The sequence below is a fragment of the Sandarakinorhabdus cyanobacteriorum genome, from assembly GCF_002251755.1.
Classification (GTDB): Bacteria; Pseudomonadota; Alphaproteobacteria; order Sphingomonadales; family Sphingomonadaceae; genus Sandarakinorhabdus; species Sandarakinorhabdus cyanobacteriorum.
On the sequence record NZ_NOXT01000123.1, the window covers coordinates 1 to 20,083 of the forward strand.

General features: G+C 66.1%; 21 protein-coding genes. 5 read left to right on the forward strand and 16 right to left on the reverse strand.

Annotated features, from left to right (window positions below):
- Nucleotides 1-195 (forward strand): hypothetical protein (locus tag CHU93_RS17615; RefSeq protein ID WP_207759285.1); only part of this gene is annotated, 195 nt, incomplete at its 5' end.
- A gap of 9 nt (nucleotides 196-204) precedes the next feature.
- Here CHU93_RS17615 and CHU93_RS13960 read toward each other — a convergent pair.
- From CHU93_RS13960 to CHU93_RS13985, 6 genes are all read right to left on the reverse strand, one after another.
- Nucleotides 205-969, reverse strand: a complete 765-nt coding sequence (locus CHU93_RS13960) for a proteasome-type protease (RefSeq protein ID WP_094474781.1) — start codon at nucleotides 967-969, stop codon at nucleotides 205-207.
- A 61-nt stretch (nucleotides 970-1,030) separates the two neighbouring features.
- Entirely contained in the window at nucleotides 1,031-1,864 is an 834-nt protein-coding gene (locus CHU93_RS13965) for a transglutaminase family protein (RefSeq protein WP_094474782.1), read from the reverse strand.
- Between the two features lie 9 nt (nucleotides 1,865-1,873).
- Nucleotides 1,874-2,815 (reverse strand): alpha-E domain-containing protein, encoded by a 942-nt coding sequence (locus CHU93_RS13970; RefSeq protein ID WP_086116599.1) that lies wholly within the window; start codon nucleotides 2,813-2,815, stop codon nucleotides 1,874-1,876.
- 4 nt (nucleotides 2,816-2,819) lie between these two features.
- A complete protein-coding gene (locus CHU93_RS13975; RefSeq protein ID WP_207759286.1) occupies nucleotides 2,820-4,271 on the reverse strand; it encodes a circularly permuted type 2 ATP-grasp protein in 1,452 nt (483 codons plus the stop codon).
- Between the two features lie 91 nt (nucleotides 4,272-4,362).
- Entirely contained in the window at nucleotides 4,363-5,046 is a 684-nt protein-coding gene (gene radC / locus CHU93_RS13980) for a RadC family protein (RefSeq protein ID WP_094474783.1), read from the reverse strand.
- A gap of 3 nt (nucleotides 5,047-5,049) precedes the next feature.
- Entirely contained in the window at nucleotides 5,050-5,553 is a 504-nt protein-coding gene (locus CHU93_RS13985) for a hypothetical protein (protein ID WP_133064411.1), read from the reverse strand.
- Between the two features lie 71 nt (nucleotides 5,554-5,624).
- On the opposite strand from CHU93_RS13985, the gene CHU93_RS13990 reads away from it, so the two are divergent.
- Nucleotides 5,625-6,035, forward strand: a complete 411-nt coding sequence (locus CHU93_RS13990; protein ID WP_094474940.1) for a heavy metal-binding domain-containing protein — start codon at nucleotides 5,625-5,627, stop codon at nucleotides 6,033-6,035.
- 425 nt (nucleotides 6,036-6,460) lie between these two features.
- On the forward strand, nucleotides 6,461-7,237 hold the full coding sequence (locus CHU93_RS13995; RefSeq protein ID WP_165768753.1) for a Coq4 family protein: 777 nt from the start codon (nucleotides 6,461-6,463) through the stop codon (nucleotides 7,235-7,237).
- Here CHU93_RS13995 and CHU93_RS14000 read toward each other — a convergent pair whose 3' ends face one another.
- From CHU93_RS14000 to CHU93_RS14020, 6 genes are all read right to left on the reverse strand, one after another.
- Nucleotides 7,238-8,242, reverse strand: a complete 1,005-nt coding sequence (locus tag CHU93_RS14000; RefSeq protein ID WP_133064412.1) for an alpha/beta hydrolase family protein — start codon at nucleotides 8,240-8,242, stop codon at nucleotides 7,238-7,240.
- On the reverse strand, nucleotides 8,239-9,171 hold the full coding sequence (locus tag CHU93_RS14005; RefSeq protein ID WP_165768754.1) for a M14 family metallopeptidase: 933 nt from the start codon (nucleotides 9,169-9,171) through the stop codon (nucleotides 8,239-8,241). Before CHU93_RS14005 ends, CHU93_RS14000 begins: the two co-directional genes overlap by 4 nt.
- Nucleotides 9,172-9,310: 139 nt before the next feature.
- On the reverse strand, nucleotides 9,311-11,275 hold the full coding sequence (locus CHU93_RS18035) for a TonB-dependent receptor domain-containing protein (protein ID WP_243375696.1): 1,965 nt from the start codon (nucleotides 11,273-11,275) through the stop codon (nucleotides 9,311-9,313).
- A gap of 156 nt (nucleotides 11,276-11,431) precedes the next feature.
- Nucleotides 11,432-12,268 carry a TonB-dependent receptor plug domain-containing protein gene (locus CHU93_RS18040; RefSeq protein WP_243375707.1) on the reverse strand — a complete coding sequence of 279 codons (837 nt, stop codon included), beginning with the start codon at nucleotides 12,266-12,268 and terminating at the stop codon, nucleotides 11,432-11,434.
- Nucleotides 12,172-12,546, reverse strand: coding sequence for a hypothetical protein (locus tag CHU93_RS18045; RefSeq protein ID WP_243375711.1), 375 nt, complete (start codon nucleotides 12,544-12,546; stop codon nucleotides 12,172-12,174). Before CHU93_RS18045 ends, CHU93_RS18040 begins: the two co-directional genes overlap by 97 nt.
- Nucleotides 12,547-12,581: 35 nt before the next feature.
- Nucleotides 12,582-13,916, reverse strand: a complete 1,335-nt coding sequence (locus CHU93_RS14020) for a dicarboxylate/amino acid:cation symporter (protein ID WP_423825911.1) — start codon at nucleotides 13,914-13,916, stop codon at nucleotides 12,582-12,584.
- Between the two features lie 232 nt (nucleotides 13,917-14,148).
- On the opposite strand from CHU93_RS14020, the gene CHU93_RS14025 reads away from it, so the two are divergent.
- Together CHU93_RS14025 and CHU93_RS14030 are read left to right on the forward strand one after the other, a co-directional pair.
- Nucleotides 14,149-15,861: a sensor histidine kinase gene (locus CHU93_RS14025; protein ID WP_094474790.1), complete on the forward strand. Its 1,713-nt coding sequence runs from the start codon at nucleotides 14,149-14,151 to the stop codon at nucleotides 15,859-15,861.
- Entirely contained in the window at nucleotides 15,858-17,177 is a 1,320-nt protein-coding gene (locus tag CHU93_RS14030) for a sigma-54-dependent transcriptional regulator (protein WP_094474791.1), read from the forward strand. The genes CHU93_RS14025 and CHU93_RS14030 overlap by 4 nt, the downstream gene beginning before the upstream one ends.
- On the opposite strand, the gene greA is transcribed toward CHU93_RS14030, so the two are convergent.
- From greA to coaD, 4 genes are all read right to left on the reverse strand, one after another.
- The gene (greA, locus tag CHU93_RS14035) at nucleotides 17,138-17,692 is read right to left on the reverse strand and encodes a transcription elongation factor GreA (RefSeq protein ID WP_094474792.1); all 555 of its coding nucleotides are present in this window, start codon (nucleotides 17,690-17,692) and stop codon (nucleotides 17,138-17,140) included. The two genes, CHU93_RS14030 and greA, sit on opposite strands and share 40 nt — an antisense overlap.
- Nucleotides 17,693-17,771: 79 nt before the next feature.
- Nucleotides 17,772-18,812 carry a tRNA preQ1(34) S-adenosylmethionine ribosyltransferase-isomerase QueA gene (gene queA, locus CHU93_RS14040; RefSeq protein WP_094474793.1) on the reverse strand — a complete coding sequence of 347 codons (1,041 nt, stop codon included), beginning with the start codon at nucleotides 18,810-18,812 and terminating at the stop codon, nucleotides 17,772-17,774.
- A 44-nt stretch (nucleotides 18,813-18,856) separates the two neighbouring features.
- On the reverse strand, nucleotides 18,857-19,576 hold the full coding sequence (locus CHU93_RS14045) for a peptidylprolyl isomerase (RefSeq protein ID WP_094474794.1): 720 nt from the start codon (nucleotides 19,574-19,576) through the stop codon (nucleotides 18,857-18,859).
- Nucleotides 19,573-20,073, reverse strand: a complete 501-nt coding sequence (gene coaD, locus CHU93_RS14050) for a pantetheine-phosphate adenylyltransferase (RefSeq protein WP_094474795.1) — start codon at nucleotides 20,071-20,073, stop codon at nucleotides 19,573-19,575. Before coaD ends, CHU93_RS14045 begins: the two co-directional genes overlap by 4 nt.
- Nucleotides 20,074-20,083 lie beyond the last annotated feature (10 nt).

Here is a 20,083-nt window from a genome sequence, read left to right on the forward strand (position 1 = left end):
CCGGCGCGGTGCTCAGCTGAGTTAATGGAGGTGCCCACCTTCATTTCCGGCTATCTCTATGACGCGCTGGTGGCCGATGGCCATGCCGCATGGGGCTATCTGTCGATGACGGCGGTGAGCGTGGTTGGCCTGGTGCTGGCGATCATGCTCTGGGTGACGCGGGAACGGCCGACAGCGGCGATGGCCGCAGCCTGATCCCGGGCCTCAACTGCGCAATTCCTGTTCCGGCTGGCTGGCATATTGCGGCAGCGGGATGGCGGCGGCGGCGGCGCGCAGGGCGTTCGACCAGCGGTTGTTGAGCTCGGAATAATAGGCGTCATCGGCCTCGATGCGGTGGATCAGTTCCAGATCGGACACGCCGGTGCGGATGGTGGCAATGTCGATCGGCAGGCCGACCGCCAGGTTGGAGCGCATGGTGGCGCTGAACGAGATCAGCGCGATCTTCATCGCTTCGGCGATCGGCGTTTCATAGGTGAGCATGCGATCGAGCACCGGCTTGCCATATTTGGTCTCGCCAATCTGCAGGAACGGCGTGTCGGACTGGCATTCGATGAAATTGCCGGCGCCATAGATCAGGAACAGCCGCGGTCGCCGCCCGCCGATGCTGCCAGCCAGCAGCAGCGTGGCATCGGTGTAGACATTGTCATCCTTCACCACCCGCTCAATCTCGGCCTTGGCGTCAGACAGCGCCTGGCCGACCAGCTGGGCGGCGCGGAACACGGTGGGCACATCGGCCAGCGTTTCCTTCTCGCCAGTGTCGGGCATCACCACGCCCAGCGCGACGCGGGACAAGGCGCTTTGCGTGACCGAAAGGGAGCCGGCCGATGCGCACATGATCACCCGGTCGGGCCCATGCTCCATCACCCGCAACTTGCGGTAGCTGCTGATATTGTCGACGCCGGCGTTGGTGCGGGTGTCGGCCATCAAGACCAGCCCTTCGCGCACCAGGATGCCGATGCAATAGGTCATGTGGAATCCCCCAAAGCGATTTGCCCGAGTTTGCGCCGGCCGCGCCGGCCCGGCAAGGGGCTCAGGCCTGCGACTGCAGCTGGGTCTGGTTCGGCGCGGCCGCCGTGGTGGTGACAGCCACCGCCATGGTTTCCAGGCCGCCACCGCGCCGGGCGCCGCGCACCGGGGCGGCGTCGCGATAGTCCAGGCCCACGGCGACGCGCAGATAGGCTTCGGTGGCGCACATGCCGTTGGTGGGATCAAAGGCGACCCAGCCCAGATCGGGGATCAGCGCTTCGGCCCAGGCGTGGGCGGCCGGCTGGGTGATCAGGCCATCGCTGCGCACGAGATGGCCAGAGACATAGCGGGCCGGGATGCCAAGCGTGCGCACCACGCTGAGGAAGACATGGGCATAATCCTGGCACACCCCGGCCTTCAGTGCGAAGGCATGGGCGGCATCGCTGTGGCTGTGGGTGACATCGGGATCAAAGCTGAACTGTTCATAAAGCAGGGTGGTGAGCCGGTGGCAGGTGGCCAGCGCATCGCCGGCATCGACCTGGCGGGCGAGGGCCTGCAGCGCATCATCGGGCCGGGTGAGATCGGTCTGGCGCAGGAACACCTGGAACGGCAGCGGTTCATAGCCGCCCGACAGCACGCCATGGCTTTCCACCGTGTCCACCTCCCCCGCAACATGGAGGGACAGGCGCTTTACCGGGCCATCGGGATAGAACATGTAGGTGATGTTGCCGAACGCATCCTCGGCGCGCTTCAGATGGCCATCGACATCGGTGTCGATCCGCCAATGGACGATATGCTGCCCCTCGTGCCCCGCCGGCTGCACGCGCAGCAGCTGCAGCACGTCGCTGGCCGCATGGGCATATTCATAGACAGTGCGGTAATCGACCTTGATGCGCATCTTCGCTCTTCAGAACAGATATTGTTCGGCGATGGCCTCGCCCAGGCGGTTGTTGTCGATGATGAACTGGGTCAGGAACTCGTGCAGGCCCTGGCCAAAGATCGCATCGATGTTGCCGCCGGCCAGCCGGGCATGACCGGCACTGGCGAGGCGATGCGCCGGGCCGCGCCGGCCGCTGTGGCTGGCCAAAAGATCAAGGTGGCGCAGGATTTCGTCATAACAGGCGGCGAGGCTGCGCGGGATCTGCCGGTTGAGAATGAGCAGATCGGCGACCAGCCAGGGCTTCACACTGTCATTGTACACCCAGCGATAGGCCGTCATCGCCGAAACCGTGCGCAGGATCGTCGTCCACTGGAAATAATCCAGGCTGCCGCCCACCGGCTCGTCGCGCGGCAGCAGCAGATGATATTTCACGTCGAGCAGCCGGGCAGAATTGTCGGCGCGTTCGATGGCGGCGCCCAGATTGATGAACCAGAAGGCATCGCCGCGCAGCATGGTGCGGTTGGCGGCGCCGTCAAAGGCGGCCACAGCATGCTTCACATATTCGATCAGCTGCGCCAGCGTTTCACGGCTGGAAAGATGGGTGCCATAACGGCTGACCTCCAGCCAGGCCGTGTTGATCGCCTCCCAGGCTTCCTCGGTCAGCGCGGTGCGCACCGCCCGGGCGTTGGAGCGCGCGGCTTCGAGGCAGGAGCGGATGGAGGAGGGGTTGCCGGCGTTGAGGGTGAGAAACTCGGTTACCTCATGCTCGTCGATGGCAAGGCCGGTGGCGGCAAAGGCATCGATCTGGCAGGCGGCAGCCAGCGCCGATTCCCAGGCGTTGGACGCGCCGCCGTAAGAGGAGGGCAGGGCGGCCAGCCGCTGCGTCGCCTCGATCAAGCGGGCAGAAAAATCGGCCCGCTCCAGATAGCGGCCGATCCAGAACAGGTTTCCGGCGGTGCGGCTCAGCATGGCATCAACCGTCTATGATCCAGGTGTCTTTGGTGCCGCCGCCCTGGCTTGAATTCACCACCAGGCTGCCAGCGGTCATCGCCACGCGGGTGAGGCCGCCCGGCACGATGCGCACGCCGTCGCTGCCGGTGAGCACGAAGGGCCTGAGATCGACATGGCGGGCGGCGATGCCGCCATCGGTGGCGGTGGGGCAGGTGGAGAGCGCCAGCGTGGGCTGGGCGATGAATTTTTCCGGATTGGCCTTCAGCTTGGCGGCAAAGGCGGCGATCGTGGTTTTCGATGCGTGCGGGCCAACCAGCATGCCATAGCCGCCGGAGCCATCCACTTCCTTCACGACCAGTTCGGGCAGGTGATCGAGCACATACATCAGCGCTTCGGGCTCGCGGCAGCGCCAGGTCGGCACATTGGCCAGAATCGGTTCCTCGCCCGTGTAGAAGCGCACGATATCGGGCATGTAGCTGTAGATCGCCTTGTCGTCGGCGATGCCGGTGCCGACCGCGTTGGCCAGCGTGACATTGCCGGCGGCATAGGCCGACATCAGGCCCGGCACCCCCAGCATGGAGCCGGGGTTGAACACCAGCGGATCGATGAAATCATCATCCAGCCGGCGATAGATCACGTCCACCCGTTGCGGGCCTTCGGTGGTGCGCATGAACACGATATCGTCGCGCACGAACAGGTCGTTGCCTTCCACCAGTTCGATGCCCAGCTTGTCGGCCAGGAAGCTGTGTTCATAAAAGGCGCTGTTGTATTGGCCCGGCGTGAGCAGCACGCAGGTGGGGTGGCTGCCGCGCTGCTTGCGGGGGGACACGCTGGCCAGCGTTTCCAATAGCTTTTCCGGATAGGTTTCAACCGGCGCCACCTTCACCTGATCGAACAGGTCGGGCACCAGTTTCAGCATCACCTCGCGGTTTTCCAGCATGTAGGACACGCCGGACGGGGTGCGGGCATTGTCTTCCAGCACGAAGAATTCATCCGGGCCGGTGCGCACCAGATCGATGCCGGCGATATGCACCCACACGCCGCCCGGCGGCTGACGGCCAACCATGTGCAGGCAATAGGCCGGGTTCATCAGCACCAGCTCGGCCGGAACGATGCCAGCCTTCAGAATCTCCTGCGCGCCATAGACATCGGCCAGGAACATGTTGAGCGCTGCCACCCGCTGCTTCAGACCCTTTTCCAGCCGCTGCCATTCCGGCCGGGTGATGATGCGCGGCACGATATCGAAGGGGATCAGCCGCTCGGTCGCCTGGGCATCGCCATAGACGGCAAAGGTGATGCCGATGCGGCGGAAGAACAATTCCGCCTGTGCCCGCCGCGCCGCCATCAGTTCGGCCGGGCTGTCGGCCAGCCATTGCCGGATGGCGCGATAGGCGGCCGTCACGCCATCGGGCGACTGGCTGTTATAACCTTCGCCGGTGCCGAACATTTCATCAAAGGCTGGCAGCGCCTGCATTGCCCCTCCCGCCATGGTCTCGCCACTTTAGTGCGAAGATGAAGGCCGCAACGCAAGGATATTATTGCGTATGGTTCAGATAGCAGCTGGCTCAGATCAGGCCGGCCGCGCGCATCGAACTGTGGCCGGATGCGCCGATGATGACATGATCATGGACGGCGAGGCCCAGATGCCGCCCGGCCTCGATGATGGCGCGTGTCATCTGGATATCGTCCCGGCTGGGCTGCGGATCGCCCGATGGATGGTTGTGCACCAGCACCATGGCGGCAGCGCCCAGATCGAGCGCGCGCTTGACGATCTCACGCGGATAGACGGGGGCGGCGTTCACGGTGCCATCGTTCATCACCTCGTCGCGGATCATGATGTTGCGGTTGTTGAGGAAAATCACCCGGAATTGCTCGGTGGGCCGCTGCGCCAGGCTGGCATGGAGATAATCGAGCAGCGCCTGCCAGCCGCTGAGCACCGGTCGGTCGAGCGCCCTTGTCTTCAGTGCCCGCAGCATGACCGCCTCGACAAACTTGATCGCCGCCGCCGCGCCGTCCCCCAGGCCGTCCACCCGCTTCAGCTCTTCGGGTGTGGCGGCGATCAGCGCGGCCAGGCTGCCGAATTCATCGATCAACCGCTTGGCCAGCGGCTTGGTGTCCTGCCGCGGGATGGCGAGGGCGAGCAGATATTCCAGCAGCTCATAATCATGAAACCCATCGCCGCCGGCAGTCAGCAGGCGCTGGCGCAACCGCTCACGATGGCCGGCGGCGGAGGGGGCGTCGCTGGCCATGGCTCAGGGCGTCGCGGCTGCCGGCATCAGATCTTCGGCCAGCACCGCATCCACCAGGGCGCCGGCCTTCAACCGGGCATTGTTGCCACGGGCAAACGGCCCCCAGGGCGTGAGCGCGGCCGTGGCCAGAACGATCTGCAGCGAACCATCGCGGCCCTTGTCAGCCAGAGCATCGGGCTTCGCCGGCGCGATCCTGATCGGCCGGCCATCCACTTCGATGTGCAGCAGCCGGGTTTCCAGCTTGCCGGCCTTGCCACCCATGCCGCTGCCGCTGGCACTCACCACCTCGCCCCAGGCCTGGGCACCGCGTGGGATCACCACGGCCTCGCCTGCCACAACCGCAGTTTCAAGGCGCAACAGGAACCGGTCACCGGGCTTTGCCGTCCGTGTGCTCACCTCGTTCCACACCATGAGTTTCAAAGGCGTGCCGGTGGTGGCCAACGGGGCAGGCTGGGCGCTGGCCATGCCGGCCATCAGGGCGAGGCCTGGAACAATGAAGAATCGCATGACGAAATATTGCCCCAAGCCGGCGAAGCTGTCAGCAATTCCCTGCCGCATTGGCCAAACAGGAGAACAACATGGGATCGCATATTCGTGCCGCCCTGGCTGCAATCGCTGTCGTGATTGCTGCACCGGTGGTTGCCAAGGCACCGGCCAAGAACTTCGTGGTGGTGAATGAAACCGTTGGCGTGCCCGTGTTTCCGGGCGATTTCACCGATCGTCCCTATGATGTGATCGGCGAAGTCCAGGCCGGGGTGCGCAAGGCCACCATCTTCAGCAAGGAAGCCAGCCAGGAAAAAATCTACAAGGAGCTGTGGGAACGCGCCGAAAAGCTGGGCGCCGATGCAGTGATCAAGGCCCAATATGGCAATTCGCACGTGACGGCGATGAGCTGGGGCAAGACCAACGCCACCGGCGTTGCCATCAAATTCAAGCCTGCTCCGGCGACGCCGGCCACCCCGGCCACCCCGGCCACGCCAAACCCCTGACCTGTGCCGGCGGCGATGGCGGCGCCGCACAGGGCGCCCACCAGCACGCCGCCCGGCCCGGTGATGAAGATGCCCAGCAGCGGGCCCAGATTGCCGCCATCAAACAGCATCGGGCCGATATAGCCGCCCAGAAAGCCGATCAGGCCGCACCAGCCGGCGCCCAGCACCGCACCGCGCACGATCGGGTGCCGGCTGCCGCTGCCCAGCCAGGTCACGGCGGCCAACCCGGCGGCTGCCGCGCTGCCGACCGAGGGGCCGAGCACGATGTTGAACGCCACAAATCCGGCCAGCGCAGCCAGCAGGGAAAGGGCAAAGCGTCCAAAGCCGTGCATCGGTGCAGCATAACCGCAACGGCCGGCCGGGCCAATGCTTGCCGTCGGGAATGATCAATGCCAGTCTTGCCCGCCCGGAAAAGGAGAGCCGCCATGCACAAGGTGGACCGCGTGTTTGGGGAGAAGTTCCTCACCGCGATTGATGATTTCTATCGCTATGGCGTGCATCTGCTGTTCAACGAATGGTGGGAACAGGCGCCACAAGACGCCATCGACAAATATGTGGCGGCGATTGTCGATCATCCCGAGCAGGGCCCGCTGGCGGCGGCCGGCTGGATGGCGCCGGATTTCAGCCTCGCCATGGTTGCCGATTGCGCGCCGGGCACGCTGGGGGCGGCCTGGCATGAGCATATGATGGTGAACGGCCTGGCCGAGAAACTCGCCGCCGGCTATGCCGGGCTCATCGCCGATTTCGAAGCCAGCGGCAAGCTCAATCGGTTGCCGCCCGTGCTGAAATACAAGGTGCTGCGTGGGTATCAGACGCACGATCTTCACCATGTCCTCACCGGCTATACCACCCAGCCGCTGAACGAACTGGCGCTTCAGGCCTTTGGTCTCGCCCAATCCGATTATCCCTATGCCGCCATGACCCTGTCGGTGATCATGGGCCACGCCACGCTGGTCGATCCCTGGCTGATCCAGCCGGCGATGGATGCCATCACCGATGGCTGGGCGCTGGGCCGCCGGGCGCGCTCCATCCAGTTCGTCGATTTCGAAAACCAGATCCATCGCCCGCTGGCCGACATCCGCGCCGAATATGGCCTCACCCGCGATGCGCCGTTCGTGCCGCTGATGCCACGCGTGTCGGAACTGGTCGCGGGCGAGCTGGAGGTGCAGGAACGGATGCGCGCGGCGGCCAGCGCGGCCTGATCAGGCCGGCGGCACCTTTTTCAGCAGCCGGCACGCGCCCCCTTTCCGCAACGGCCCGGCCTTCAGCATCTCAACAACATAAGGCGCCATGCCGCCATTGTCGTGCGCCACATCGGGCACCAGCACGCAGCTCCAGCCAAAGCTGACCTTCGCGTCGGCGGCAGCGCTCGGCGCGGCGGCGAAAAACGCCATGCCGCGGGCCAGCCGGTGCGGGCCCTGGGCCATGGCTTCGGGCTGGCGCGGCAGGCTGCTGTGGTTGGGATCATTGTCGGCCGTGCCCTGCATCAGCAGCATCGGCGCCGACAGCGCCCTGGCCGGTTGCCACAGGCCATCGGGCAGGCCGGCAACGCCAAACGGCCAGCGGCCAGGGCCGGTTGGCAAGGTGTAGCTGCCGGAATTGGCCGAAATCGCGCGGCTCATCTTGGCGCCGACGCCCAGCAGCACAAAGCGGTGCACGAACTGCGCGCCAGCCGAATGGCCAAGCAGCACATAGGATTTGGCCGCCAGTGCCTCGCGCGCCACCACCCGGTCAAAGATGATGTCGATCGCCGAATAGCTCCACCGCTCACGCGGACGCAGTTTGCCCTGCTCATCGAACACGGCGCCAAAATTATAATTCAGCGTGTCGGGAAAGGCGGCGCGGGTGAACTCCGGCACCACGATCACGATGCCGGCGCGGGCCGCAATCTCCACCCATTCGGCGATGTAGCGATCGGCATCGCGGCCGATACCATGCATCACGAACATCACCGGGGCATCGGCCTTCGCGCCGGCCGGGCGCAGCAGCCACACCGGAATGGCGGCGCCGCCCCAATCATCCACCACAAACCGCTGCACCCCCGCTCTCGCCAGCGCCGCCGGCACCGCCGCAATGCCGCTATCAGGCACCCGCCGGGCCGCCGGCACCTTCTCGAAATCCTGCAGCAAGGCCTTGATATCGGCCGGTTCCGCCATGGCAGGCGCAGCAGTGAGCAACAGGGACAACATCAACAGGCGGCGCATCATCTCATTGTCCTTTCCGAACGGGCGCTGGCCATCAGGGCCAGGGCGGCGGCTTCGGCCAGCCGCCGGGTCCGTTCCGCAGGGCTGTCATCCCCCACTTCCCAGGTCAGCGCGCCAACCCCAAACCGGTCGCGCGCCGAGCTTTTCAGCACGCCATTGCCGGGATTGTGGGCCCGGTCGATGCGGATGCTGGCCCCATCCAGATCACTTGCGATGGCCTGCAGCATCGCCTCGCCCAGATCGGGCCCGCTGGGCCGTGGCGGCGCATAGACGACATCGCGCTGGGTCGAATGAAAATCGATCACCGCCAGGATCGGTGCCACCCCGGCGGCGCGCACCATCGCCTCACCCAGCGCCCGCGTTTCCGGCTGGGTGAACGGGCCCCAATCGCGGTTCAGGTCCACGCCGCCCAGATTGTGGCGCCAATGCCCCAGCACAAAACCATCGGGATTGGCCAGCGGCACGATCATCAGGGCATGGTTGGCCCGAAACGCCCGCGCCGCCACGCTGTCGCCCAGGATGAGATCGGTGAAATGGGCAAAGGCCTGGGGGCCGGTGGTTTCCGGCGGATGCTGGCGGGTGATCAGCACGATGGTGCCGCGCGCGGCCGGCGGGCGGTGCCAATAGCTGGCAATCGGCCGGCGCGCGAGGCTGTGGCCCACATCCACGCGCTGCAACTGCCCGGCGCGCACCCGCGCCTCGAACGGGGCGAGCACGTCGTCCAAGCTTTCCGGTGGCTGCGCGATGAGCAATTGCACTGGCGCTGCGGGCAGGCGGATCGTGGCGGCTTGGCCGTCGGGTGCCAGCGTCACCTGATCGGGTGCCAGACGCTGCACCGGGCTGCCCGGCTGGGCCTGCCACGGCGCATAGCGATGGCGGCCACCGTCATAATGCAGCGTCACCCGCGTTTCGCCGCCGGCGCTGTTGGCCACCACCAGGCCATATCAGGGGCTGGGGTTGATCGGGCGATTTTCGGGCCGGATCGTCACCTCGACATGGCCATCGGCACCGATCCGGCATTCGGCCAGACCGGCCCGTTCAAAGCCGGCATGCACGGCCCGGCCCTGGCCTTCACAGGCTGGCCGGCCGGCAGTGGCAGCGGCAAACCAGCTGTCGGGCAAGGGCTGGGCCGCCGTTGGCAGCGCCAGCCCCAGTGCCAGCAGCAAGGCCGCCACCCGCCGCATCAGAAGGTGCCGCGCAGCTGCACGTGGAATTCGCGGCCCCCATCTGGTGGAAATCGGGGCGATAGCCCAGCGATTCATCCACCAGCGGCGGCGGCGCATCCAGCACATTGTTCACGCCCACGCGCAGGCGCAGAACCTGGCCCTTCTTGATCACCATCTTCACATCGCCAAACAGGTTCACCCGCCAATCCTCGCGCACCTGCCAGAACTGGGTGGCGCCATTGACCAGGATATCGGCATTGGTGTCGGTGAAGCCATCAATATAGCGCACCGAGCCGCCCAGGCCGAAAATGCCCTTGTTCCAGCTGAAGGTGGCGCTGCCGCGCCAGCGCTGGTTGCCATCCAGCCGCACGCGATCCACCTGCAGAATCGTGAAATCATTGCCAAAGGCGCCGGTCGGGTTGGTGGCCAGCGAATTCAGCAGCTCGTTGCGCTGCACATCAAGGGTCATCAGATAGGTGGCTTCGACATTCAGGCGGAAATTGCCCAGCTTGCCGGCGTTGAAGCTGGTGTTCAGGCTGAAATCAAAGCCGTCTGCGACCTGCTTGTCGAGATTGATATAGGGATCGCGGATGAACAGCACGGCGCCGGCCACGGTGCGCTGATCATTGGGGTTGGCCGCGTTCCAGGCGGCAAAGGCGGCAATGTCATCGGCGGTGGGATCGGCGCGCACGACATTGGGGTTGTTGCGGCCCTGCTTGCGTTCCAGGAAGTCCAGCGCCAGCGCCTCGCGGTCACCAAAGGCGCCCACCAGGCCGGTCTGTTCAAAGCGCCAGTAATCCACGCTGAAGGTGAAGCGCTTCACGCTGGGGCTGTCGAAGACCTTGGCCAGATCCAGCACGCCGCCGACCACGATGGTCTTGGTATCCTCATTGCGCAGATTGGGGTTGGACTGGCGCACCGACGGCAGATAGGCATCCCCGGTCGACCCCGGATCGCGCGTTACGTCCGACCGCCAATAATCCTCCACGCCCAGGTTCAGGCGGGAGATGTCGCCCCGGTTCAGCTGCACCATGTTGGGCACGCGGAAGCCTTCCGAATAGGCGGCGCGCAGATTGAAGGCGCGCACCGGGAACCAGCTCAGCGCCACCTTTGGCTTGACCGCGCTTGCCTTCAGATCATCGAAATGCTCGGCGCGCACCGCCATCTGCAGGTTGAGCTTGTTGTAGAACCAGCCGTCATTGCCCTCGATCAGCGGCACCAGCGCTTCGGCAAAGGCGGCATAGGCATTGCGGCTGGCCGAGCTGTCGTTGGTGGGCGAAACCCCCACCACGTCGGATCGGCCGGACACATTGGCGGTGTTGAAGATGATGGTGCCATCCAGGCGCGGGTCGCGATCCTCCAGATAGGATTCGCGCCGCCATTCGACACCGGCGGCGATGCCCACCGGCCCGGCCCACAATTCAAAGGCATTGTTGTTCGAAATGCGGAAATCGCCGGTGGTCAGCGTGGTGCGGCCGCGGTTCAGGCTGGAAATCCGCACCCGGTCCCACTGCGCCTGGCTGTTGGCGTTGGGCCCGCCAAACGGATTGATGGCATCAGGCGTGGACTTGGCCAGTTCGGCCTGCAGCAACGTCTTGGAAATGCAGTTACTTTCCTCGTCCGTCGTCAGGTTCGAGCTGTTGGCGATGGCGCCTTCCCATTCCCAGCTGCCGAAATTGCCGCGCAGGCCGGCCATCACGCGATAGGTTTCGGTGAAGGTGGAAATGAAGCGCGGGCCAAGCTCGGTCGGCCGCCAGTTCTGCAGCAGCACATTGACGCCGCCGGTTGGCACATCGGTGGTGTTCAGGCCGGGCAGCCGGTTCGGGCTGGTGGTGGCGCCAAACGGGTTCCAATAGTTGGAGGCCGGCACGATCAGGAAGGCGAGGCCCGAATCCAGCGGCTGGGTGGCGCGGTTGGAATTGGTGGTGGCGCGATAATAAAGGCCTTCGGCAAAGAACTGCAGATTGCTCGAGAATTCATGTTCGAACTGGCTGTAGACGTTGATGCGCTCCGCATCGGAAATCAGCTAGCGGCCGCGTGCCGAAACCGCGTCATTCTGGATGCGCACCCCTTCGTTCAGGGCGTTGTTGGGCTGGTTGGCGTTGAAGTCATAACGCAGCGCGGTGTCCAGCGAGCCATCGTCAATGCCCATGCAGCCTTCTGGCCGGCTGCCCAGTTCCGCCAGCGTGCCGGCAAAGCCGCAGGGCTGGATGTGGAACACGCCCGTCGTGCTCGTCAGGTTGCGGGTGCCTTGGCGGATGCGCCGGCCGACGAACACGCCCTGGGCGTTGACCGCGCCGGCCTGATACTGGCCAAACGGCGAGGAGGTGGAGGTGTTGCGGCAATCGGTGGTGGTGGTGGCAAACGGGCTGTCACCCAGCACGCCGCGTTTGTCGACCGTGTTGAACTGGCCATCCAGTTCCTGGGCATAAAGCCCGTTGCGGCGGAAATAGCCGCCGGTGAACATCAGCCGGGTCTTGCCCTGGTTGCACTTGAAGCCAAAGGCAACATCGGCCTGCAGTTCGTCGCTCCCGGTGCCTTCCACACCCGAATAGCGGATGGTGGCGCGCAGCTTGTCGAACTTGGCATCCAGAATGGTGTTCACCACACCGGCCGTGGCATCCGAACCATAAAGCGCCGAGGCGCCGTCGCGCAGCACTTCCACCCGGTCGATCCCGGCGGCGGGAAAGGCGTTGACGTTGGTGATCTGGCGCGGCGTGGAGCCGATATCCTGGTTGACCGCGTGGGCGGCGATGCGGCGGCCGTTCAACAGCACCAGCGTGTTGCCGGTGCCCAGCCCGCGCAGGTTGATGGTGGCGACATCGCCGCGCGCATCATTGGGGCCATCGGCCGCGCCATTGATTTCGGCCGCGCCGGCCTGGGCAATATTTTCAAAGATTTCGCCAGTGCTGTCACGCCAAAGGCGGCCAACTGATCGGCATCCAGAACCGTCACCGCAATCGCGCCGCTGTCGGTGGCGCCACGGATGTTGGACCCGGTGACGATGATCATCTCGCTTTCCTTGGCCTCCACCACGGCGGTGGCGGCCGGCGCGGGGGCTGGCGCGGTTTGGGCCAGGGCTGGCCCGGCCCACAGCGCCACGGCAAGGGCGGAAAGGCTGGTGCTGGAATTGATGCGCATCGTTGGTCTCCCCATTGGTGTCGGGCCGGCTGGCCTCAATCCGGATCGGCTTCGGGGCCCGGCGTGGTGCCATCGGGCCCGAACTGGTGGTTGGTGAACACGGCGGCAAAGCGCGCCTCGTCGATGCCACGCTCCCAGCGCGACACGACGATGGTGGCAACCGCATTGCCGATGAAGTTGGTCAGGGCGCGGCACTCGCTCATGAACCGGTCGATGCCCAGGATCAGTGCCATGCCGGCAATCGGCACGCTGGGCACGATCGACAGGGTGGCCGCCAGCGTGATGAAGCCCGCGCCGGTCACCCCGGCGGCGCCCTTGGAGCTCAGCATGGCCACCCCGAGCAGCAGGAGCTGGTCAGCGAGGCTCAATTCGATGCCGGTGGCCTGCGCGATGAACAGCGCGGCCAATGTCATGTAGATGTTGGTGCCATCCAGGTTGAAGCTGTAGCCGGTGGGTACCACCAGCCCGACAATCGGGCGCGGGCAGCCGGCGCGCTCCATCTTGTCCATCAGGCTGGGCAGGGCCGATTCGGAACTCGAGGTGCCCAGCACCAGCAGCAGCTCCGCCTTCAGATAGCGGATCAGCGTGAAGATGGAAAAGCCGGCGCCGCGTGCCACCAGCCCCAGCACCACCACCACAAACAGGATGGAGGTGAGGTAGAAAGTGGCGACCAGCGCGGCGAGATTGGCAATGGAATCAATGCCATATTTCCCGATGGTGAAGGCGAACGCCCCCAGTGCGCCAATCGGTGCCGCCCGCATGAAGATGGCCACCAGTGTGAACATGGCGGCGCCCACCGCCTCCAGCAATTTCACCACCGGTTGCGCCGCGGCACCGCCCATCGCCAGCGCAATGCCGAAGCTGATGGCGATGAACAGCACCTGCAGCAGATTGCCGTCGACAAAGGCGCCCAGCATGGTTTCCGGGATGATGCCCATCAGGAAGGCCGTGATGGTCTGGTCCTTCGCCTTGCTGACATAGTCATTGACCGCACCCGTCTCCAGGCTGGCCGGATCGATGTTCATGCCGTGGCCGGGCTGCACTAGATTGGCCACGATCAGGCCGACCACCAGCGCCAGGCTGGAAAAGCACAGGAAATAGGCAAAGGCCTTGCCGGCCACGCGGCCCACCGATCCCAGATCGCGCATCCCGGCAATGCCGGTGACGATGGTGAGAAAGATCACCGGCGCAATGATCATCTTCACCAGCCGGATGAAGGCATCGCCCAGCGGCTTCATTGCCACGCCGGTTTCGGGCGCGAAATGGCCGATCAGGCCGCCCACCGTGATGGCAAGCAGCACCTGGGCATAAAGCTGGGCATAGACCGGCTTGGTGCGTGCCGGGCTGCCCGTCGAGGCCGACGGCGTGATGATGATTTGCTCCCCGTGACCAGCCCACCCCCAGCGCCGGTCATCCCCCTCAATCGCGCGAGCAGCCATCCCCTGCAACCGGCCGGTCGCATCCGCCAAACCGGCCCAAATCAGGCAGTTGCGCCACCACAGCCTGCAATTATGTGCGGAAATCCGCACAAATGACGCAATTCCTGTGCGGAAATCCGCACATTTTGCTTGCGCGCCGGCGGCCGCCTGCCATGCTGCCGCCATGTCGCCGTCGTCCGGTTTTCCGGCTCTCACCCCCGCCCGGCGCTGGTTGCTGCTGGCCATCCTGGTTGGCCTGGCGGCCAGCTGGGCCGCTGCCATCCTTGCCACCGGCCGCGAGGATGCGGCCCTGCGCCGGGAAGCAAGCGTGGCCGCCAATCTGTTCGAGGCGGTGCTGGGCAACGAGCTGGAACGCTATCGCGCCCTGCCGCTGGTGCTGGCCGGCGATGCCGCGGTCGATGCCGCGCTGCGCGATCCGGCGGCCCGTCCCGCGCTCAATGCCCGGCTGGCCAGCCTGGCGGCCCGCACCCGCGCCGCGGCCATCTATGTCATCGCCGCCAACGGCCGCACCATCGCGGCCTCCAACGCCGGCCAGCCGCTCAGCTTTGTCGGCCGCGATTTCACCTATCGCGACTATTTTGCCCGCGCCATGGCCAGCGGGCGCGGCGAACAATTCGCGTTGGGCACCACCACCAACCAGCCAGGCCTCTATCTCTCGGCTCGGGTCGATGCCGGCGGGCGCCCGCTGGGCGTGGTGGTGACCAAGATCGATTTTTCCGAAGTGGAACGCCAGTGGCGCCAATCGGCCACCCCGGTGTTCGTCACCGATCGGGCCGGCATCGTCATCATCACCGGCGTGGAGGCCTGGCGCTTCCGCCAGGAGGCATCGCTGGGCCTGGCGGCCAATTCCAGCCATCCTGCCCATGTGGATGCCCGCCTGCCGGGCGTCGGCGAGGCGGAATATGTGCGGGTGCGGGTGCCCACCGGCATGGCGGGCTGGACGCTCAACCTGTTGCAGCCGGCCGGCCCGGCGGTGGCGGCGGCGGCCACGGCGGCCAGCACCCTCACGCTCATCATCGCCAGCCTGATCATCGCGGCCGGCTGGTGGATCAACCGCCGCCGCACCCGTGATGCCCGGGCCGCTGCGGCCCGCGCCGCCGCCCAGGCCCAGCTGGAAGCGATGGTGGCTGATCGCACCGCCAAGCTGACCGCCGAGATGGACGAACGCCGCCGCGCCGAAGCCGCGCTGTTGCAGCTGCACCTGGAACTGGAACAGGCCAACCGGCTGACCACGCTGGGCCAGATCGCCGCCGGCGTCACCCACGAGATCAACCAGCCGGTGGCGGCCATCGCCACCTGGGCCCACACCGCCACCAGCCACCTGGCGCGCGGCCAGCCCGATCAGGCCGGAAAGGCCCTGGCCACCATCCAGCAGTTGACGGAGCGTATCGGCCATATCACCGGCGAGCTGCGCGATTTCGCCCGCAAATCCGATGGGCCGCCGGTGCGCGTGGTGCTGGCCGATGCCATTGCCGGCGCCCGTCTGCTGGTGCCCGACGGCAAGGGCCGCAACCGGCCCCGCATCGACAGCAGCGCCGTGCCCGCCGATCTGGCCGTGCTGGCCGATCGCATCCGGCTGGAACAGGTGCTGGTCAACCTGTTGCGCAATGCCCAGGAAGCCGGCGCCCAGCAGATCCGCGTTGCGGCCAGTGCCGCGGCCGGCGCGGTGGCCATCACGGTTGCCGATGATGGCCCCGGCCTGCCATCGGCCATTGCCGCCAGCCTGTTCACCCCGTTCCAGACCAGCAAGCCGCGCGGGCTGGGCCTCGGCCTCGTCATCTCCCGCGATATCTGTCGCGCCATGGCGGGCGATCTGGTGCTCGCGCCCACCGCCACCGGCACCAGCTTCTGCATTACCCTGCCAGAGGCGGCATGACCAGCACTGCCCCCAATCCCGGCCTTGGCCCCATCATGCTGGTCGATGATGATCCCGATCTGTCCGCCGCGCTGGCCGCGAGCCTGGAATTGGCCGGCCACCAAGTGATCGCGCATCAGGATGCGGCGGCCGCGCTGGCCGGGCTGGATCGCCGCTTTCCCGGTGTCATCATCTCCGATCTCAGGATGCCGGGGCTCGATGGCTGGCAGTTCTTTGCCGCCGTGCAGGCGCTGGACGCCGATCTGCCCATCATCTTCATCACCGGCCATGGCAATATCGATGAGGCGGTGAGCGCGCTGAAGACCGGCGCCTATGATTTCCTGGCCAAGCCCTTTGATCCGGATCGCCTGCTGGCCAGCGTGGCGCGCGCGCTGGAAAAGCGCCGCCTGGTGCTCGACAATCGCCGGCTGGCCGCCATCGCCGCCAACGCGGCGCCGGATCCGCTGGCGCATCTGCTGGCGCTGGCCGGCGATGATCCCGCCATGCTGGCGCTGCGCGATCGGCTGACGGCGCTGGGCGATGCCGATATCGATCTGCTGATCCTGGCCGAACCGGGCTGTGGCCGAGATCGCGTGGCGCGCGCCGTGCATGATCGCAGCCGCCGCCGCGCCCGCGCCTTTGTCGCGGTCAATTGCGCCGCGATTCCCGCAGAAGCGCAGGGCCTTGAGCTGTTTGGCCAACCCGGCCCGCGCGGGGCACGCGGCCGGCTGGCCCAGGCCGAAGCAGGCAGCCTGTTTCTCGACAATGTCGATGCGCTGGCCCCAGCGGTGCAACTGCGGCTGGTGGCAGCGCTCGACACGGCTGATGTGCGCCTGATCGCCGCCGCCACCGCCTGGCCCGACCAGTTGCAGCCTGATCTCCAGATCCGGCTGGGCGGCGTGCGCCTCGCCATCCCGCCGCTGCGCCAGCGCCGCGACGATGTGCTGATGTTGTTCGGGCAACAGGCGGCGCAGGCTGCCCAGCGGTTGGGCCAGCCACTGCCGCCAATCAGCGCCAGTGTGCGCGCCCATCTCATTGCCCATGATTGGCCGGGCAACCTGGCCGAGCTTGACAATTATGCCCGGCGCTTCGTGCTCGGGCTGGCCGATGATGGCCCCGATCTGGCCGAGGCGCCGGGCACAAGCCTGGCCGAACGGCTCGCCCGCATCGAAGCCGGCCTGCTGCGCGAGGCGCTGGAGCGGCACGGCGGCCGCATCGAGGCGGTGACGGCCGCCCTGTCACTCCCGCGCAAGACGCTGTACGACAAGCTGGCCCGCCACGGCATCGATCCGCGCCGTTATCGCCGGCCGGGCACGTCCCGCCCCCCGCTGCCTTGATCGCCGGACTGACTTCCGTCCTTTAGTGTCTCAGGCCAGCGCATCGACACGATCTCCACCTCCTGCCCGGCCAGCATCACCACATCGCCCACCTGCCGCCCGCCCACCGCGCGGGCAAAGGGGGAGACGTGGGAGACGCTGCCCTGCGCCGGGTCGGCTTCGTCATCGCCAACGATGGCATAGGTCTGGCGCCGGCCGTCGGCGCGCTCGATCCCAACTTCGGCGCCAAAACCGATCGTGCCATCCGTCGGCCGGCGATCAACCAACTGCGCCGTCGCCCGCCGCGCCGACCAATAGCGCAGGTCGCGGGTGGCCCGCGCCATGGCCGTGCGGTCGCTGCTGATCGCGTCGCTGGCCTGCGCCGCGGCATAATCCGCCTTGGCCGCTGCCAGCGCCGCCTCGATCCGGGCGAGGCCGGCGGCTGTCACCAGATTGGCATGGGTCGGGATCGGCCGGTCCGGCAGATCGGCCGCCACCGCCTCGGCATCATTTTCCTTGGTGAAGGCAACGCTCATCCCAAATCCATTAGACCCGATTGCGCCGTGCTGGAATCCCAAGCTCGGCATGAGCGGTTCAATCAAACAGCAACCAAGTCTAGGGCAGCAACAGGCTGCCGTCGCCATAGCTGTAAAAACGATATTCCTTTTCAATGGCATGCGCGTAGGTCTTGCGCATCACGTCCAGCCCCATCAGCGCGCTGACCAGCATGAACAGGGTCGATCGCGGCAGGTGGAAATTGGTGATCAGGCCATCAATTGCCTTCAGCCGGTACCCCGGATAGATGAAGATGCTGGTGTCGCCGGTGAATTCGCGGATTTCGCCCGTCTCGCTCACACAGGATTCAAGCAGCCGGAGCGAGGTGGTGCCCACCGAGATGATGCGCCCGCCGGCGGCGCGGGCGGAGTTCAGCCGGGCGGCGGTGGCGGCGTCGATGCTGCCCCATTCGGCGTGCATCTTGTGGTCCTCAACCTTGTCCGCCTTCACCGGCAGGAAGGTGCCGGCTCCCACATGCAGCGTCACCGTCTCGCGGGTGATGCCGGCCGCCGCCAGCGCTTCCCACAGCCGGGGCGTGAAGTGCAGGCCGGCGGTGGGGGCGGCGACGGCGCCATCCTTGGCGGCATGCAGCGTCTGGTAATCGGCGGCATCCTGGGCATCGGTGCCGCGCCGCCGGGCGATATAGGGCGGCAGCGGCATCTGCCCCACCCGCTCCAGCGCCTGCTCCAGCGTCTCGCCGGGCAGTGCCGAAAACCGCCACAGCACGCCGCCTTCATCGGCCTTGTCCAGCACTTCGCCCGCAAGGCCGGGGCCAAATTCCACCCGGTCTCCCGGCTTCAGGCGGCGGGCATTCTTCACGAAACTCCACCACTGGTCGGCCGTTTCGCGCTTGTGCAGGGTCACGCCGATATGGGCCTGGCCCTTCAGCGCATGCAATTGGGCCGGGATCACCCGTGTGTCGTTCACCACCAGCACGTCGCCGCGCCGCAGCCGGCCGGGCAGATCCAAGAAGCTGAAATCACCGAGCGTGCCGACATCACGGCCGGTCACCGTCAACAGCCGGGCGCTGTCACGCGGATTGGCGGGGCGCAGCGCGATGCGCTCTTCAGGCAAATGGAAATCGAAATCATCAACCAGCATCGGGGGAACAGCCCTTGTTGGCGTGGCAGGGAAGGGGGCAGCGATTATTTGGGCGGGATTGGCCCCGCTGCCGGCGGCGGCAGGTTCAGCGCGCCGGCCGGAATCGGCGTGGCGGCGGGCTTGATCGCGGCGAAATCAGGCGCGGGCACCTTGTCGGCCGCGATGCTGGCCTTGATGATCTTGCTGGGGTTGTCAGGCGGCTCGCCCTTTTCGATGGCGTCGACATATTTCATGCCCTCCACCACCCGGCCCCACACGGTGTAGGTACGGTCCAGCCGCAGCACCGGCATCAGCACCACATAAAATTGGCTGTTGGCGCTGTCGTCGCTCTGCGAGCGGGCCATGGCCACGGCGCCGCGCACATGCGGCAGATCGTTGAACTCGGCCTTCAGGTCGGGCAGCTTGGATCCACCCTGGCCGGTCGCCGTCGGATCACCGCCCTGGGCCATGAAGCCATCGATCACGCGGTGAAACACGGTGCCGTCGTAAAAGCCTTCGCGCACCAGCGTCTTGATCCGCTCGACATGCTTGGGCGCCACATCCGGGCGCATCACGATCTTCACCCTCCCGCCGGTCGACAGATCGAGCAGCAGGATATTCTCGTCATTCACCTGCGCGAGCGTGCCCGCCAGATTGGAAGGGCCGGCCATTTCCGGCAGCTTGGGCGGCGCCTTCAGATCCTTGGGGTCGATGCGCTGCTGCTGCGCCAGCGCCGGCGCGGCCATCAACATTGCAGCGGCAATCAGGGTGGAAAATCGCATCATTGGCCCTTCAATCCATTCGCCTTCACCCGTGCCACCACCTCATCGGCGATGTCCGGTGTCACGAACTTGCGGATGTCGCCACCATAAACAGCGATTTCCTTGACCAGACGTGAAGCAATCGGCTGCAAGGCCACATCGGCCATCAGGAACACCTGCTCGATGTCATCATTCAGGGCCCGGTTCATGCCGGTCATCTGGAACTCATATTCGAAATCGCCGGCCCCGCGCAGGCCGCGCACGATGATCGTGGCGCCCAGCCGCTCGGCAAACGACATCAACAGCTCGTCAAACTCCGTCACTTCCACATTGGGAATGTCGGCGGTTTCGCGCACGATCTGGGCCTTGCGCTCGGCCAAAGTGAACATCGGCGATTTCGATGGATTGGTCGCCACCCCGATCACCAGCCGGTCCACCAGCCGCGCACCGCGGCGGATGATGTCCAAATGCCCCAGCGTCATCGGATCGAAGGTGCCGGGGTAAACGCCGATGCGGGTCATGGGCTTTCCC